The sequence below is a fragment of the Streptomyces sp. NBC_01268 genome, from assembly GCF_036240795.1.
GTDB lineage: Bacteria > Actinomycetota > Actinomycetes > Streptomycetales > Streptomycetaceae > Streptomyces.
The window spans coordinates 1,048,674-1,064,679 of sequence record NZ_CP108454.1 but is presented as its reverse complement, the minus strand read 5'-3'; the positions used below and the strand labels follow the sequence as shown (position 1 = coordinate 1,064,679).

General features: G+C 75.0%; 5 protein-coding genes. All 5 read left to right on the top strand.

Translation table 11 applies throughout. The features are described from left to right. Window positions 1-41: 41 nt before the first annotated feature. The 5 genes from OG309_RS04435 (at window position 42) to OG309_RS04415 (ending at window position 15,945) form a co-directional block, all read left to right on the top strand. Window positions 42-6,422: a non-ribosomal peptide synthetase gene (locus OG309_RS04435; protein WP_329418397.1), complete on the top strand. Its 6,381-nt coding sequence runs from the start codon at window positions 42-44 to the stop codon at window positions 6,420-6,422. Continuing rightward, window positions 6,419-7,216: a thioesterase II family protein gene (locus tag OG309_RS04430; RefSeq protein WP_329418396.1), complete on the top strand. Its 798-nt coding sequence runs from the start codon at window positions 6,419-6,421 to the stop codon at window positions 7,214-7,216. Before OG309_RS04435 ends, OG309_RS04430 begins: the two co-directional genes overlap by 4 nt. Before the next feature lie 82 nt (window positions 7,217-7,298). Next, window positions 7,299-8,339 carry a TauD/TfdA family dioxygenase gene (locus OG309_RS04425; RefSeq protein ID WP_329418395.1) on the top strand — a complete coding sequence of 347 codons (1,041 nt, stop codon included), beginning with the start codon at window positions 7,299-7,301 and terminating at the stop codon, window positions 8,337-8,339. A gap of 8 nt (window positions 8,340-8,347) precedes the next feature. Beyond that, window positions 8,348-10,219 carry a non-ribosomal peptide synthetase gene (locus OG309_RS04420; protein ID WP_329418394.1) on the top strand — a complete coding sequence of 624 codons (1,872 nt, stop codon included), beginning with the start codon at window positions 8,348-8,350 and terminating at the stop codon, window positions 10,217-10,219. Between the two features lie 80 nt (window positions 10,220-10,299). After that, window positions 10,300-15,945 (top strand): condensation domain-containing protein, encoded by a 5,646-nt coding sequence (locus tag OG309_RS04415; protein ID WP_329418393.1) that lies wholly within the window; start codon window positions 10,300-10,302, stop codon window positions 15,943-15,945. Window positions 15,946-16,006: the final 61 nt, after the last annotated feature.

The window sequence follows — 16,006 nt, the reverse complement described above, 5'->3', positions numbered from 1 at the left end:
TCGAACCGGCCACCGACCCCGGTCACCCACCAGGAGCCCCCATGCCGTTCGACCAGCCCGTCGCCTCCGCACCGGCCGCCGTCCGGTTGCCGCTCTCGGTAGCCCAGCGGGACATCTGGACGGCCCATCTCCTCGACCCGACCGGCGTCACGTACAACGTCGGCGAATGCCGGGAGATCCAGGGCCCGGTCGCCCCGGAGCTGATGGCGGCCGCCTGGCGGCGGCTGGTCGAGGAGGCCGACTTCCTGCGGGTGCGGGGCTTCGAGGACGACGGCGAGCAGGTCTGGCAGCTCCTCGACGCCGACGCCGGGGAGCGCACGCTGGCCTTCACCGACTTCAGCGGGGCCGCGGATCCCGAGGCCGCCGCCTGGGACCTGGTCGACGCGCTGATCGGCACCCCCTTCGACCTCACCGGCGAAGCCCCCGTCCGGTGCGCCCTGATCAAGCTGGGGGAGGACCGCTTCTTCTACTTCTACGGCTTCCACCACCTGGTCGTCGACGGCGTCGGCGCCTCCATGGCCCTGGCCCGCCTGGTCGAGCTGTACGAGCGGGCGGCGGCGGGCGAGCCGTGGGGCGACACCCCGTTCGGCACCCTGACCGAGCTGCTCGCCGAGGACGCCGCCTACCGCGCCTCCGAGGAGGCCGTCGCCGACCGGGCCGCCTGGCGCACCCACCTGGCCGACGCCCCCGACGCGCCCGCCGGTCTCGTCCGGGGCCGGGACCGGGTGCCGTCCGCACACGGCGGACTGCCCTTCGCACGCCGCAGCGTCCCCGTCTCCCCGGCCGACGCCGAACGTCTGCGCACGGTCGCCCGCGCTTCCCGCGTGTCCTGGTCCGTGCTGCTCGTGGCGCTCTTCGCCGCCTACCTCCAGCGCGTCACCGGCCGCCAGGAGCTGATGATCGCCCTGCCCGTCACCGGCCGCACCACCCGCGCCGCCCGCAGCACCCCCGGCATGATGTCGAACATCGTGCCGCTGCGCCTCCGGGTCCGCCCAGAGGACCGCCTCGCCGACCTGGTGCGCGCGGTCTCCGCCGAGGTGAAGCACGGCCTGCGCCACCAGCGGACCCGGTACGAGGACCTCGGCCGCGACGCCGGCGTCATCGACGGCACCCGCCGTCTCGCCACGCCGGTCCTCAACATCATGGGCTTCCAGACCGAACTGACGGTCGGCGGCCATCCGACCGTCAACCACAACGTGAGCAACGGCCCCGTCGACGACCTCAGCGTCGCCGTCTTCGACCTGGGCCCCGCCCACGGCCTGCGCATCGACTTCGACACCCCGGTCCACGACGTCGACCCGGTCCTGGTCGCCGCCCATCAGGACCGCTTCACCGCCTTCGTCACCCGGTTCCTCGCGGACGACGAGGCCCCGGACGCCACCGTGGCCGGTCTCGCGCTCCTCGGAGACGACGAGCGCGCGCTCCTCACCGGCGCCTGGGCGGGGCCCGTCGGGCAACCGGTGGAGACCACCCTCGTCGCCCGCTTCGAGGAGCAGGTCCGGCTCCACGCCGACCGCCCCGCCCTGATCGACACCGCCGGCGCCGTCACGTACGCCGAACTCAACGCCTCCGCCAACCACCTCGCCCGCGAACTGCGCGACGGCGGCCTCGGGCGCGGCGCCATGGCCGGTGTCCTGCTGGAACGCGGCATCCCCTTCGCCACCGCCCTCCTCGCCGTCCTGAAGACCGGCGCGGGCCACGTCCTCCTCGACCCCGACTTCCCCGAGGAGCGGCTCCGCTCGGCCGCCGCCGACGCCGGCATCACCCACCTCGTCACCACCTCCGCCCTCGCCGCCCGCGCCGACGGCCCCTGGACGGTCACCCACGCCGGACGGCGCCCCGGCCCGGACGCCGTCGCCGACGACCTCGGCGTGCCGATCAGCCCCGACGACCCCGCCTGCGTGATGTTCACGTCGGGCTCGACGGGCCGGCCGAAGGGGATCCTGTCGTCGCACCGGAACCTGGTGTCGACGGTGAGCGGCCAGTCGTACGGCCGGTTCGGCGAAGGGGAGGTGTTCCTCCAGTGCTCGCCGGTGTCGTGGGACGCGTTCAGCCTGGAGTTCTGGGGGGCGCTGCTGCACGGCGGGACATCGGTCCTGCAGCCGGGGCAGCGGCCGGAGCCGGTGCTGATCGAGGAGCTGTCGCGCCGCCACGGGGTGACCATGCTCCAACTGTCGGCGAGCCTCTTCAACTTCCTGGTCGACGAGCACCCCGGAGCCTTCGGGACCGTCACCGTCGCCTACACCGGCGGCGAGGCCGCCTCGCCGGCCCACGTACGCAAGCTGCAGCGGCTGAAGCCCGGCATCGAGGTGGTCAACGGCTACGGCCCGGCCGAGTCGATGGGCTTCACCACCACGCACGCGCTGGATGCCGGGGACACGGAGGAGACGGTCGTCCCGATCGGAACGCCCCTGGTCAACAAGGGCGCCTATGTCCTGGACCCGTACCTGGACCTCTGCCCGCCGGGGGTGACCGGCGAGCTGTACCTGAGCGGTGACGGACTGGCCCACGGCTACCTGGGCCGGCCCGACCTGACCGCCACCCGCTTCGTCCCGGACCCGTTCGGCGCCGCCCTCGGCGGCCGTCTCTACCGCACCGGTGACCTCGTCCGCTTCGACCGGGACGGGCGGCTGGTGTACGAGGGCCGCGTCGACGACCAGATCAAGATCCGGGGCTTCCGGGTCGAGCCGGGCGAGACCGAGGCCGCGCTCCTGACCCACCCGCAGGTCACCCAGGCCGTGGTGACCGTGCACGCCGAACGGCTCGCCGCCTACCTGGTGATCGAGGGAGAGGCGGTCGCGCCGGAGGACATCCGGCGGCATGTGGCCGCCCGACTGCCCGAACACCTCGTGCCCAGCCACGTCACCGTCCTGGACCGGCTGCCGCTCACCCCCAACGGCAAGATCGACAAGCGGGCCCTGCCCGCCCCCGCCGCGCTCGTCACCGTCCGCCGCGCCCCGCGCGACCGCACCGAGGAGGTCCTCGCGGACCTGTACGGGCTGACCCTCGACGTCGACCCGGACGGGATCGGCATCGACGACAGCTTCTTCGCCCTCGGCGGCCACTCCCTCCTCGCCGCCCGTCTCACGAACCGCGTCGCCGAGGCACTGGGCGTGCGGCTGACCATCCGGGACGTCTTCGGACACCCGACCGTGGCCGGACTCGCGGAGCTCGTCGCCGAGCGCGGAGGCGAGGCCACGGAAACCGCCGTCCTCCCCGCGCTGGTGCCGGGGGAGGGCGACGGCGAGCTGGTCCCCGCCTCGTACGCGCAGCGGCGGCTGTGGCTGCTCGCCCAGTTGGACGGCGGGAGCGCGGCCTACAACGTGCCCACGGTCGTACGGTTCGACGGCGCCGGGCCGGATCCCGCCGCGCTGGAGTCCGCGCTGAACGACGTGATGGAGCGTCACGCCCCGCTGCGGACGGTGTTCGAGGCCGTGGACGGCGAACCCTTCCAGCGGGTCCTCGCCCCGGAGCGGGCACGGCTGACCGTCGAGCGCCGCCGGACCGACGCCGACGCGCTCGACGCCGGCCTCGCCGAGGCCGCCGGACAGGTCTTCGACCTGGCGTCGGACCTCCCCGTCCGCGCCACCTCCTTCGAACTCCCCGACGGTTCCGTGGTGCTGGTCCTGGTCCTCCACCACATCGCGACGGACGGCCTGTCGGACGGCGTCTTCTTCGCCGACCTGGAGCGGGCCTACGCGGCCCGTGCGGCAGGCGGGGGAGCGGTGCTGGAGCCCCTCCCGGTGCGGTACGCCGACTACGCGGCCTGGCAGCGCCGCGTCCTGGGCCCGGCCGACGAACCGCAGAGCCTACTCGGCCGCGAACTCGGCTTCTGGCGCGAGAACCTGGCGGGCCTGCCCGAGGCGCACGGGCTCACCCTCGACCGCCCCCGGCCGGTGCACGCCTCGCACCGCGGCGGCCAGGTCGAACTCGACCTCGGCGCCGACCTCTTCCAGCGGGCGACGCTGCTCGCCCGGGCCGAGGGGTGCACGCCGTTCATGGTGGTGCACGCGGCTCTGGTGGCGGCCCTGTCGCGGCTCGGTGCGGGGGCGGATCTGGCGATCGGCTCGCCGGTGGCGGGCCGGGGCGACGAGGCGCTCAACGCACTCGTCGGGTTCTTCGTGAACACGCTGGTGCTGCGTACGGACAGCTCGGGCGACCCGACGTTCCGTGAGCTCCTGGGCCGTGTCCGTACGGCGGACCTGGACGCGTTCGCCCACCAGGAAGCCCCCTTCGACCTGGTCCTGGAAGCGCTGAACCCGACCCGGACCCTGTCCCGGCACCCCCTCTTCCAGATCTGCCTGACCGTGGAGAGCGGCACCGGCACCGCCAAGCCCCTCACGCTCCCCGGAGTCGCGCCGGCCCCCATGGAGAAGGTCACCAGCGGCTCCGCCAAGTTCGACCTGGAGTTCTTCCTCCGCTCCGACGACGAGCGCGGCCTGCGCGCCACCGTCCTGTTCGCCGCCGACCTCTTCGACGAGGAGTCGGTCCGGCGCACGACGTCGGTCCTCGGCCGGGTACTCCACCACGCCCTCGCCGAGCCCGACGTCGCCCTCTCCGCCCTGGACGTCCTGACCGAAGCGGAGAGGGACCTGCTGACCGGCTCCTGGGCCGGGTCCAAGGCCCCGGGCGCGGGGGAAGGTTCGCTGGTCGGGCGCTTCGAGGAGCAGGCCGCGCGGGTTCCGCGGAGGACGGCGCTGGTGGACGGAGAGCGGCGCATCTCGTACGCCGAACTCAACGCCTCCGCCAACCGCCTGGCCCGCCACCTGGCCGAACAGGGCCTGGGACGCGGCGACATGGCGGGCGTGCTGCTCGAACGGGGTGGCGACTTCGCGGTCGCGGTGCTCGCCGTCCTGAAGACCGGCGCGGCCTACACCCTCCTCGACCCCGACTTCCCCGAGGAGCGGCTCCGCTCGGCCGCCACCGACGCCGGCATCGGCCACCTCGTCACCTCCCCGGCCCTGGCCGGGCGGGTCTGCGGCCCCTGGGCCGTCACCCACGCCGCCGACCGGCCGGCCGGCACCGCCGACGGCAACCTGGGCGTCCCGCTCGGGCCCGACGACCCCGCTTGCGTGATGTTCACGTCGGGCTCGACGGGCCGGCCGAAGGGGATCCTGTCGTCGCACCGGAACCTGGTGTCGACGGTGAGCGGCCAGTCGTACGGCCGGTTCGGCGAGGAGGAGGTGTTCCTCCAGTGTTCGCCGGTGTCGTGGGACGCGTTCAGCCTGGAGTTCTGGGGTGCGCTGTTGCACGGCGGGACGACGGTCCTGCAGCCGGGGCAGCGGCCGGAGCCGGTGCTGATCGAGGAGCTGTCGCGCCGCCACGGGGTGACCATGCTCCAACTGTCGGCGAGCCTCTTCAACTTCCTGGTCGACGAGCACCCCGGAGCCTTCGGGACCGTCACCGTCGCCTACACCGGCGGCGAGGCCGCCTCCCCGGCCCACGTCCACAAGCTGCACCTGCTCCGCCCCGGGATCGAGGTCGTCAACGGCTACGGCCCCGCGGAGTCCATGGGTTTCACCACCACCCACCCCATCCCGCCCGCCGACCTGGCCCCCACCCACGTCCCCATCGGCGTCCCGCTCCTCAACAAGGGCGCCTACGTCCTGGACTCCTTCCTCGACCTCTGCCCGCCCGGCGTGACCGGCGAGCTGTACCTCACCGGTGACGGCCTCGCCCACGGCTACCTCGGCCGGCCCGATCTCACCGCCACCCGCTTCGTCCCCGACCCCTACGGTCCGCCCGGCACCCGCCTCTACCGCACCGGTGACCTCGTCCGCTTCGACCGGGACGGGCGGCTGGTGTACGAGGGCCGGGCCGACGACCAGATCAAGATCCGGGGCTTCCGGGTCGAGCCGGGCGAAACCGAGGCCGCGCTCCTGACCCACCCGCAGGTCACCCAGGCCGTGGTGACCGTGCACGCCGAACGGCTCGCCGCCTACCTGGTGATCGAGGGAGAGGCGGTCGCGCCGGAGGACATCCGACGGCACGTCGCCGACCGGCTGCCCGAGCACCTGGTCCCCAGCCACGTGACCGTGCTCGACCGGCTGCCGCTCACCCCCAACGGCAAGATCGACAAGCGGGCCCTGCCCGCCCCGGCCGCCCTCTCCAGCGGCGGACGCGCCCCGCGCACCCCGCTCGAAGAGACCCTCCTCGGCCTGTTCGCCCGCACCCTCGACACCTCCACCGCCCTCACCGTCGACGACGACTTCTTCCACCACGGCGGCCACTCCCTCCTCGGAGCCCGCCTCACCAACCACATCGCCGGAGCCCTCGACGTGCGGCTCACCGTCCGCGACGTCTTCCAGCACCCCACCCCGGCCCGGCTCGCCGCGCACATCGACTCCCTCAGGACCGCTCCGGCCAGGAAGGCGCGCCCCGCCCTCCGCCGCCGCAACGACACGGATCGGATCAGCTCATGACCACCCACTCCACCCCCGCCTTCACCCCCGCGCCCGAGGACGTCGTCTGGGACCTGCCCGGCGACACCCCGCACCGCCTGTCCCTGCTGGTCCTGCCGCACGCCGGCGGCAACGCCCACGCCTACAGCGTCTGGCGCGAGCACCTCCCGGCCGACGTCCGGCTGCTCATCGGCCAGTACCCGGGCCGCGGCGCCCGCTACTGCGAGGACCTGCCCGGTTCCGTCGACGACCTCGCCCTCCCCGTCGTGGACGCCCTCCCCGGCGACACCGGCCCGCTGGTCGTCCTCGGGCACAGCATGGGCTCCCTCGTCGCCTTCGAGGTCGTCCGGACGCTCCAGGCCGCCGGCCGCACCCCGCTCGGCCTCGTCGCCTCCGCCTGCCGGGCGCCCGTCCTGCCCAACCAGGCGCCCGTCCACCCCGAGCGGCTCGACGACGACGAGCTGGTCGCCTCCATCAAGGAGCGCGGCGGCACCGACGACGGCATCCTCGACGACCCGGAGCTCCGCGAGATCGTCCTGCCGTCCATCCGCGCCGACTTCGCCATCGACGACGCCTACCAGTGCACCGCCCCCGACGTACGGCTCGACTGCCCGGTGGCCGTCTTCGGCGGCGACGTCGACCCGATCGTGCCGGTCGGCCTCCTCGACGGCTGGGCGCTCGTCGCCGGGAACGACGTCGACCCCGTGGTGCTGCCGGGCGACCACTTCTACTTCCAGCAGGACCTGGCCGGCTTCTTCGCCCGCCTCAACCCGGTCCTGACCTCCCTCCAGGGCGCGCCGGCCACCGCCGCCTGACCCCTCCGGCAACCCACCGGGCCCCGCGCGGCCCGAAACGCGCGCCCCCCGCCCGTACTCCGTGAAGCAGAGGAACCCCGCCATGACCACCTTCGCCCCGAACCCGGCCGTCACCGAGGACGGCATCAGCGTCGTCCGTGAGCCCGGCAAGCCCGCCGTCGTCCAGGTCCCCCGCCACGCGACGATGGCCGAGGCCACCGTGTGGCTCGACGCCCGGCGCGCCGACATCCAGGCCGAGCTGCACCGCTCCGGCGCCGTCCTGCTCCGCGGCCTCCCCATGACGGACGCGGCGACCTTCGCCGAGGCCCGCGACGCGCTGATCGCCACCCGCGCCGGATACAAGGAGAAGGCCACCCCGCGCACCGACTTCGGCGAGGGCGTCTTCTCCTCCACCGACCTGCCGGCCATCCAGCCGATCCGCCTCCACAACGAGAACAGCTACACCCTCGACTTCCCGGGCGTCCTCCTCTTCGGCTGCGTCACCGCCCCCGAGACCGGCGGCGCCACCACCGTCGGCGACATGCGGCGCGCCCTCGCGCTCCTCCCCGACGAGCTCGTCGCCCGCTTCACCGAGGCCGGCTGGCTCCTCGTCCGCAACTACTCCGACCTCGCGGGCATGCCCTGGCGCAAGGCCTTCTCCTCGGAGGAGCCGGCCGGCGCCGAGGAGTACTGCGACGAGCACGCCATCGGCTACGAATGGCTCGACGAGGACACCCTCCGCACCCGCCAGCTCCGCTCCGCCGTCATCACCCACCCGGTCACCGGCGAGCGCGTCTGGTTCAACCACTTCGCCTTCTGGAACGCCCGCGGCCTCGACGAGGACGTCCGCGAGGTCCTCACCGAGACCTTCGGCGCCGACGGCCTCCCCTTCGACACCCGCCTCGGCGACGGCACCGCCCTCACCGACGCCGAGGTCGACGCCATCATCGACGCCTACCAGGCCGTCACCGTCCGCGAGACCTGGCAGGACGGCGACCTGATGCTCGTCGACAACATCCTCTGCGCCCACGGCCGCGAGGCGTACACCGGCGCCCGCAAGATCCTCGTCGCCATGGGCGAGCCCGTGCCGCTCGCCGACTGCGCCCCGACCGTCGCCCCCTCCGCCACCCCGTTCGGAATGTGAGACCCGCCATGACCGCCGTCCTCCCCGAGCCCGCCACCCTCGCCGCGCCCTCCGCCGTCGCGGCCCCCGCCCCGCTCGTCGGACCCGCCGACTGCGCCTGCGCCGCCTGCGCCGCGGGCACCGGCCACGCCGACCTCCTCGCCCGGCTCGCCACCGCCCCCGGCGGCCGTACCGCGGTGGTCGCCGCCGACCGCAGCCTCACCTTCGACGAACTGCGCGCCGAGGCCACCGCCGTCGCCGCCCGCCTCACCGCCCTCGGCGCCGGACCCGAGAGCGTCGTCGCGCTCTGCCTGCCGCGCGGCGCCGGGCTCGTCACCGCCCTCATCGGCACGCTCACCGCGGGCGCCGCCTACCTGCCGGTCGACCCGGCGCTCCCCGCCGACCGCCGCCGCTACCTCCTGGAGGACTCCGGCGCCGACCTCGTCGTCCTCGACGCCCCGGGCGAGTCCCCGGCGCCCGGCGCCCGCACCGTCACCCTCGCCGAGCTGACGGCCGCCCCCGACGCCGACGCCGCCTACCGCCCGGCGCCCGTGACCGCCGGCACCCTCGCCTACGTCATCTACACCTCCGGCTCCACCGGCCGCCCCAAGGGCGTCGAGATCGGCCGCGGCGCCGCCTCGCTGCTCCTCGCCGAGCTGGAGGGCGTCGGCGCCGCCACCGGCGACGCCTGCCGCGTCGGCTGGAACGCCTCGCCGTCCTTCGACGCCTCCGTGCAGCAGTGGGTACGGCTCTGCCGCGGCGACACCCTCGTCATGATCGACGAGGAGACCCGCCGCGACCCGTCCCTCCTCGCCGCGTTCATCGACGCGCAGGGCCTCACCGACCTCGACATCACGCCCTCGCACGCCGACCCGCTGCTCGACCTGCTCACCCCCGACGGCGGGCCCCGCCCGCTCACCCTCCTCGTCGGCGGCGAGGCCATCAGCCCCGCCCTGTGGGACCGGCTGGCCGCCGCCCACACCTCGGGCCTGCTGCGCGCCCTCAACGTGTACGGCCCGACCGAGACCACCGTCGACGCCACCGCCGGCTGGATCGACCGGCCCGGCCAGGCGCACATCGGCACCGTCCTGCCCGGCCTGCGGATGCGCCTCCTCGACGAGGAGCTGACCCCGGTCGCCGCCGGCGAGGCGGGCGAGCTGTACCTCGCCGGACCGCGCGTGGCCCGCGGCTACCGCAACCGGCCCGTCCTCACCGCCGAGCGCTTCCTCGCCGACCCCGACCCCGCCGCCGACGGCGGCCGCATGTACCGCACCGGCGACCGCTGCCGCCTCCTCCCGGACGGCCGGCTCGTCTACCTCGGCCGCGCCGACGGCCAGGTCAAGCTGCGCGGCCACCGCATCGAGCTCCCGGAGATCGAGGCGGCCCTCACCCGCCAGGACGGCGTCGCCGAAGCCGCCGTCGTCCTCGGCGAGGACGCCTCCGGCACCCCGGCCCTGATCGCCTACCACCGGGGCGGCGACCCCGAGGCCCTCCGCACCGGCCTCGCCGCCACCCTCCCCGCGTACATGCTGCCCGCGGCCTTCGTGCCGGTGGAGCGCTTCACCACCACCCCCAGCGGCAAGCTGGACCGCTCCGTCCTGCCGACCCGCGTCGAGGCCCCCGCCGCCGCCCCGCAGGACACCGCCCCCGGCACGGGCCTGGAAGGCCGCGCCGAGGAGCTCATCGGCCGGGTGTGGAAGGAGGTCCTCGGCGCCGCCTCCATCGGCCCCGACGACAACTTCTTCAAGCTCGGCGGCCACTCCCTGCTCGCCATCAAGCTGGTCTCCCGGGTCCGCGCCGAACTCTCCGTCGCCCTGCCGGTCAAGGCCGTCTACGCCAACCCCCGGCTGCGGGACCTCGCCGCCCACATCGAGGAACTGACGGCCGCGCGGGACGCCTGACCGCCGGCCCGACCGGCGCCCCCGCCCTCCGTCACTCGGCCCACCCCCACCCGTTCCGCCATCCACGAGGAGCAGCAACCGTGATCCCCCTGTCCTATGCCCAGCGTCGGCTGTGGTTCCTGAACCGCCTGGAGGGTTCTTCGGCGGCGTACAACGCGCCTGTGGTGCTGCGGCTGGCCGGGCGGCCGGTGGTCTCGGTGGTGGAGGCGGCGTTGCGGGACGTGGTGGAGCGGCACGAGGTGTTGCGGACGGTGTATCCGGCGGTGGACGGGGAGCCGTATCAGGAGATCGTGGCGGGTCCGGTGGTGCCGGTGGAGGTCGTCGGCGTGACGGCGGGTGAAGTCGACGCCCTGGTGACCGAGTTCGCTCGGATGCCGATCGACGTCACCCGTGAACTGCCGCTGCGCGTGCGCCTCTTCGAGGTGGAAGGCGACACGGCGGACGAGGCGGGGTCCGGAGGCGTCGTGCTGGTGCTGTCCGTGCACCACATCGCCACCGACGGCTGGTCCCTCGCCGGCCTGCTCGGCGACCTCGACACCGCGTACACGGCCCGCGCCGAGGGCCGGGCCCCCGCGTGGGAGCCGCTGCCCGTCCAGTACGCCGACTACGCCCTCTGGCAGCAGGACATGCTCGGGGACCCCGCCGACCCCGACAGCACCGCGCACGAACAGCTCGCCCACTGGCGCGGCGCCCTGGCCGGCATCCCCGACGAGACCCGGCTGCCCGCCGACCGCCCCCGCACCGCCGAACCGGCCCACGAGGGCGCCGCGGTGACGGCGGAGCTCGGCGCGGCGGCCCACCGGGCGCTGGCCGGGGTCGCGAAGGAGCAGCGGGCCTCCTTCTTCATGGTCGCCCGGGCCGCCCTCGCGCTCGCGCTCCGGGCCGCCGGAGCCGGCACCGACCTCGTCGTCGGTACGGCCGTCGCGGGCCGCCCCGAGGAGGACCTGCACGAGCTGGTCGGCTTCTTCGTCAACACGCTCGCCCTGCGCACCGACCTGTCCGGCGACCCCACCCTCGCCGAACTGCTCGGCCGGGTCCGGGACGCCGACCTCGCCGCGTTCGCCCACGAGGACCTGCCCTTCGACCTCCTCGTCGAGGACCTCAACCCCGAGCGCTCCCTCGGCCGTCACCCCTTCTTCCAGGTCATGGTCAGCGCCCAGACCCGGCAGGAGACGGACCTGGGGCTCGGCGGCATCCCCGCCACCCTCGTGGAAGCCGACCTGGCCACCGCCAAGTTCGACCTCAGCTTCCACTGCCTGGAGCGGAGCGACGCCACCGGTGAACCCGGCGGGCTCACGCTCGTGCTCCAGTACGCCACCGAGCGGTACGACGAGACCACCGCCCTCCTCCTCCTCGGCCTCTTCGAGCGCGCGCTCACCACGCTCGCCGAGCGGCCGCAGCACACCCGGCTGAGCGCCGTCATCCTGCCGACGGAGGACGAGCGCACGGGTCTCGACCGCCGCCACCAGGCCCTGGCCGACGCCGCCACCGCGGCGAAGGCCAGGGAGGAGGCCGAAGCGGAGGCGGAGGCCCGTCGCCTGCGCGGCGAGGGCGCCCGGGCGAAGGGCTCCGGCCCCCGGACCGTCGACCCGCGGGTGGAGATCCTGCGCGGTCTGTTCGCCGAGGTGCTGGGACGCGACGAGGTACTGGAGGGGGACAACTTCTTCAAGTTGGGCGGGCATTCGCTGCTGGCGGGGAAGCTGACGAACCGGATCCGCGGTGCCCTCGGGCTCCAGGCGGCCATCAAGGACGTGTTCCTCGCGCCGACGCCGGGGCAGTTGCTGCGCCGGCTCGACGAGCAGGGCGGCGGCCCGGCCCGGCCCGCACTGCGTCCCGTACCGGCCGCCCTGCGGCCCGCCCGGATCCCCCTGTCCTATGCCCAGCGTCGGCTGTGGTTCCTGAACCGCCTGGAGGGTTCTTCGGCGGCGTACAACGCGCCTGTGGTGCTGCGGCTGGCCGGGCGGCCGGTGGTCTCGGTGGTGGAGGCGGCGTTGCGGGACGTGGTGGAGCGGCACGAGGTGTTGCGGACGGTGTATCCGGCGGTGGACGGGGAGCCGTATCAGGAGATCGTGGCGGGTCCGGTGGTGCCGGTGGAGGTCGTCGGCGTGACGGCGGGTGAAGTCGACGCCCTGGTGACCGAGTTCGCTCGGATGCCGATCGACGTCACCCGTGAACTGCCGCTGCGCGTGCGCCTCTTCGAGGTGGAAGGCGACACGGCGGACGAGGCGGGGTCCGGAGGCGTCGTGCTGGTGCTGTCCGTGCACCACATCGCCACCGACGGCTGGTCCCTCGCCGGCCTGCTCGGCGACCTCGACACCGCGTACACGGCCCGCGCCGAGGGCCGGGCCCCCGCGTGGGAGCCGCTGCCGGTCCAGTACACCGACTACACCCTCTGGCAGCGCGAGCTGCTCGACGGCGAAGACGGCCTCAAGGAGCCGCAGTTGGCTCACTGGCGGCAGGCGCTGGACGGCATCCCCGGCGAGACGCGGCTCCCCGCCGACCGGGCGAGGCCCACCGAGCCGAGCAACCGCGGCGCCGTCGTCACGGGCGAGCTCGACGCGGCGGCCCACCGGGCGCTGGCCGGGGTCGCCAAGGAGCAGCGGGCCACGTTCTTCATGGTCGTCCGGGCCGCCCTGGCCCTCGCGCTGCGGGCCGCCGGAGCCGGATCCGACCTCGTCGTCGGCACGCCCGTCGCCGGACGGTCGGAGGAGGCGCTCCACGACCTCGTCGGCTTCTTCGTCAACACCCTCGCCCTGCGCACCGACCTGTCCGGCGACCCCACCCTCGCCGAGGTGGTCCGTCGGGTCCGGGACGCCGACCTCGCCGCGTTCGCCCACGACGACCTGCCCTTCGACCTCCTCGTCGAGGACCTCAACCCCGAGCGCTCCCTGGCCCGCCACCCCTTCTTCCAGGTCATGGTCAGCGCCCAGGACGCCGACGGCGACAGCACGGTCGCCCTCGGCGGGATCCCCGGCACGCTCGACGCCACCGACCTCGGCAGCGCCAAGTTCGACCTCGCCTTCCACTGCGCCGGCACCCAGGGCGCCGAAGGCGAGGCCGGACCGCTGCTCCTCGTGCTCCAGTACGCCACCGACCTGTACGACGAGACCACCGCGCGGCTCCTGCTCGGGCTCTTCCGCCGCGCTCTCGCCGCCCTCGCCGGGGAGGACGGCGACACGCCGCTGAGCGCGGTGCCGTGGACGACCGACGAGGAACGCAAGGCCCTCGACGCCCGCCACGAGTCCCTCGCCCGGACGGCCGCCGCCGCCCCGGGGGGCGACCGGCAGCGGGGGAGCGGTCCCGGTACGGCGACCGTCGACCCGCGGGTGGAGATCCTGCGCGGTCTGTTCGCCGAGGTGCTGGGACGCGACGAGGTACTGGAGGGGGACAACTTCTTCAAGTTGGGCGGGCATTCGCTGCTGGCGGGGAAGCTGACGAACCGGATCCGCGGTGCCCTCGGGCTCCAGGCGGCCATCAAGGACGTGTTCCTCGCGCCGACGCCGGGGCAGTTGCTGCGCCGGCTCGACGAGCAGGGCGGCGGCCCGGCCCGGCCCGCACTGCGTCCCGTACCGGCCGCCCTGCGGCCCGCCCGGATCCCGCTCTCCTACGCCCAGCGCCGCCTGTGGTTCGTCAACCGGCTCGAAGGGCCCTCCGCCACCTACAACATCTCCGTCGTCACCCGGCTGCGGCGCCCCGTCGAACCCGCCCGGTTCGCCGCCGCCCTCGCCGACGTCGCCGGGCGCCACGAGGTGCTCCGCACCGTCTACCGGGCGGCGGACGGCGAGCCGTACCAGCTCGTCCTCGACGACGCCCGGCCCGTACTCGACCGGATCCTGGCCACCGGGGACGCCGAGGTGCGGTCGGCCGTCGACAGCGCCGTCGGGTACGTCTTCGACCTCGCCGCCGAACTCCCCTTCCGCGCCACGCTCGTCACCGGTGACGACGGGCGGCAGACCCTGGTGCTGCTGACCCACCACATCGCCGGGGACGGCTGGTCCACGCCCTGCCTGCTCGCCGACCTCGACACCGCGTACACCGCCCGCGCCGAGGGCCGGGCCCCCACGTGGGAGCCGCTGCCCGTCCAGTACACCGACTACACCCTGTGGCAGCACGACCTCCTCGACGGCGAGAACGGCCTCGCCGAGGCCCAGCTCGCCCACTGGCGCACCGCCCTCGCCGGGATGCCCCCGCTCATCGCCCTCCCCACCGACCGGCCCCGCCCCCTGGAGAGCGACGGCTCCGGCGCCCTCACCGGCTTCGAGGTCTCCGCCGCCACCCACCGGGCCCTGCTCCGCTGCGCCCGCGCCCAGGGCGCCACCCTCTTCATGGTCGTGCAGGCCGCCCTCGCCGCGCTCCTCGCCCGCCACGGCGCCGGGACCGACGTCGCCCTCGGCACCACCGTCGCCGGCCGCGCCGACGACGCCCTCCACCCGCTCGTCGGCTTCTTCGTCAACACGCTGGTCCTGCGCACCGACACCTCCGGCGACCCCGCCTTCGTCGACCTGGTCCGACGGGTCCGCGAAGCCGGGCTCGCCGCCTACGGCAACCAGGACCTGCCCTTCGACCGGCTCGTCGAGGACCTGAGCCCGCAGCGCTCCGCCGCGCACGCCCCGCTGGTGCAGGTCATGCTCCAGGTCCACGCCGCCGCCACCCCGGCCGGCCCGGGCGCGTCCCGCCCGTCCGCGCTGGACGGCGAAGCGGTCGGCTTCCGGAGCACCGGCGCCAAGAGCGACCTCACCTTCGCGCTGACCGAGCGCGCCGACGCCGACGGCACGCCCGCCGGACTCGCCGGCGCCCTGGAGTACGCCACCGCCCTGTACGACGGGGAGACCGCCCGGCTCCTCGCCCGGCGCCTCGTCGAGACGCTCGACGCCTTCGCCGCCGACCCCGGACTCGCCCTCTCCGCGCCGGAGTACGCCACGCCGGAGACCGCCACGCCCACGCCGCTCGGTGCCGGGACGGTCCTCGACGAGCACGGCCGCCGCGCGCCGGTACGGGTGCCGGGCGAGGTGTACGAGCCGAACCCCGGCGGGGGCCTGCGCGCCACCGGCCGCCGGGCGTACGCCACCGCCGACGGCTCCCTGCGTGCGGTCGCCACCCTCACCGTCGCCGGATACCCGGTCGAGCCCGGCCGCGTGGAGGAGGTCCTCCTCGGCCACCCGGCCGTGACCGGCGCCGTCGTGGAGGTCCGCGACGCCCGCCTGCACGCCGCCGTCACCCGGGCCTCCGGTGCGCACGCCACCACGGAGGAGCTGCTCGACTGGGCCGCGGAGCGGCTGCCCGAGTACCTCGCACCGGCCCGGATCGAGTTCACCGGCGACCCGCTCTCCGAGCACCAGACCGCGGCCCCCGGCGCGGACGCCTTCGCCGAGGAGCGGGAGGAGCGGCTGCTCGGGCTCTTCCGGGACGTGCTCGGCGGACGGCCCCTCGGCAGCCACGACAACTTCTTCAAGAACGGCGGGCACTCGCTGCTCGCGGTCCGGCTCCTCAACCGCATCCGCGGCGAGTTCGGCCAGGACCTCACCCTCAGGGACGTCTTCCGCAACCCCACGGCCGCCTCCCTCGCCCGCCGCCTCGCCACCGCCGCGACCGACCAGGCCCCGTCCCGCCCGGACCCGAAGAACCCCACGTCCCCGAAGTCCCCCGTGCCGACCCCGTCCCGCCCCGCCCCGCCCGCCCCGGCCCTCAAGCGCCGCACCCGAGCGGGCAGCCGCCAGGGGCGCTGATCCCGCGCAGACCGATCACCACAGAGCCGCCGGCCCCGGGCAGACCCCACGGGGCCGCCGG

Excerpts from the sequence above, each read along its gene's own strand:
- OG309_RS04430 (WP_329418396.1), top strand. The coding sequence starts at position 6,419 with ATGACCACCCACTCCACCCCCGCCTTCACCCCCGCGCCCGAGGACGTC.
- OG309_RS04425 (WP_329418395.1), top strand. The coding sequence starts at position 7,299 with ATGACCACCTTCGCCCCGAACCCGGCCGTCACCGAGGACGGCATCAGC.
- OG309_RS04435 (WP_329418397.1), top strand. The coding sequence starts at position 42 with ATGCCGTTCGACCAGCCCGTCGCCTCCGCACCGGCCGCCGTCCGGTTG.
- OG309_RS04420 (WP_329418394.1), top strand. The coding sequence starts at position 8,348 with ATGACCGCCGTCCTCCCCGAGCCCGCCACCCTCGCCGCGCCCTCCGCC.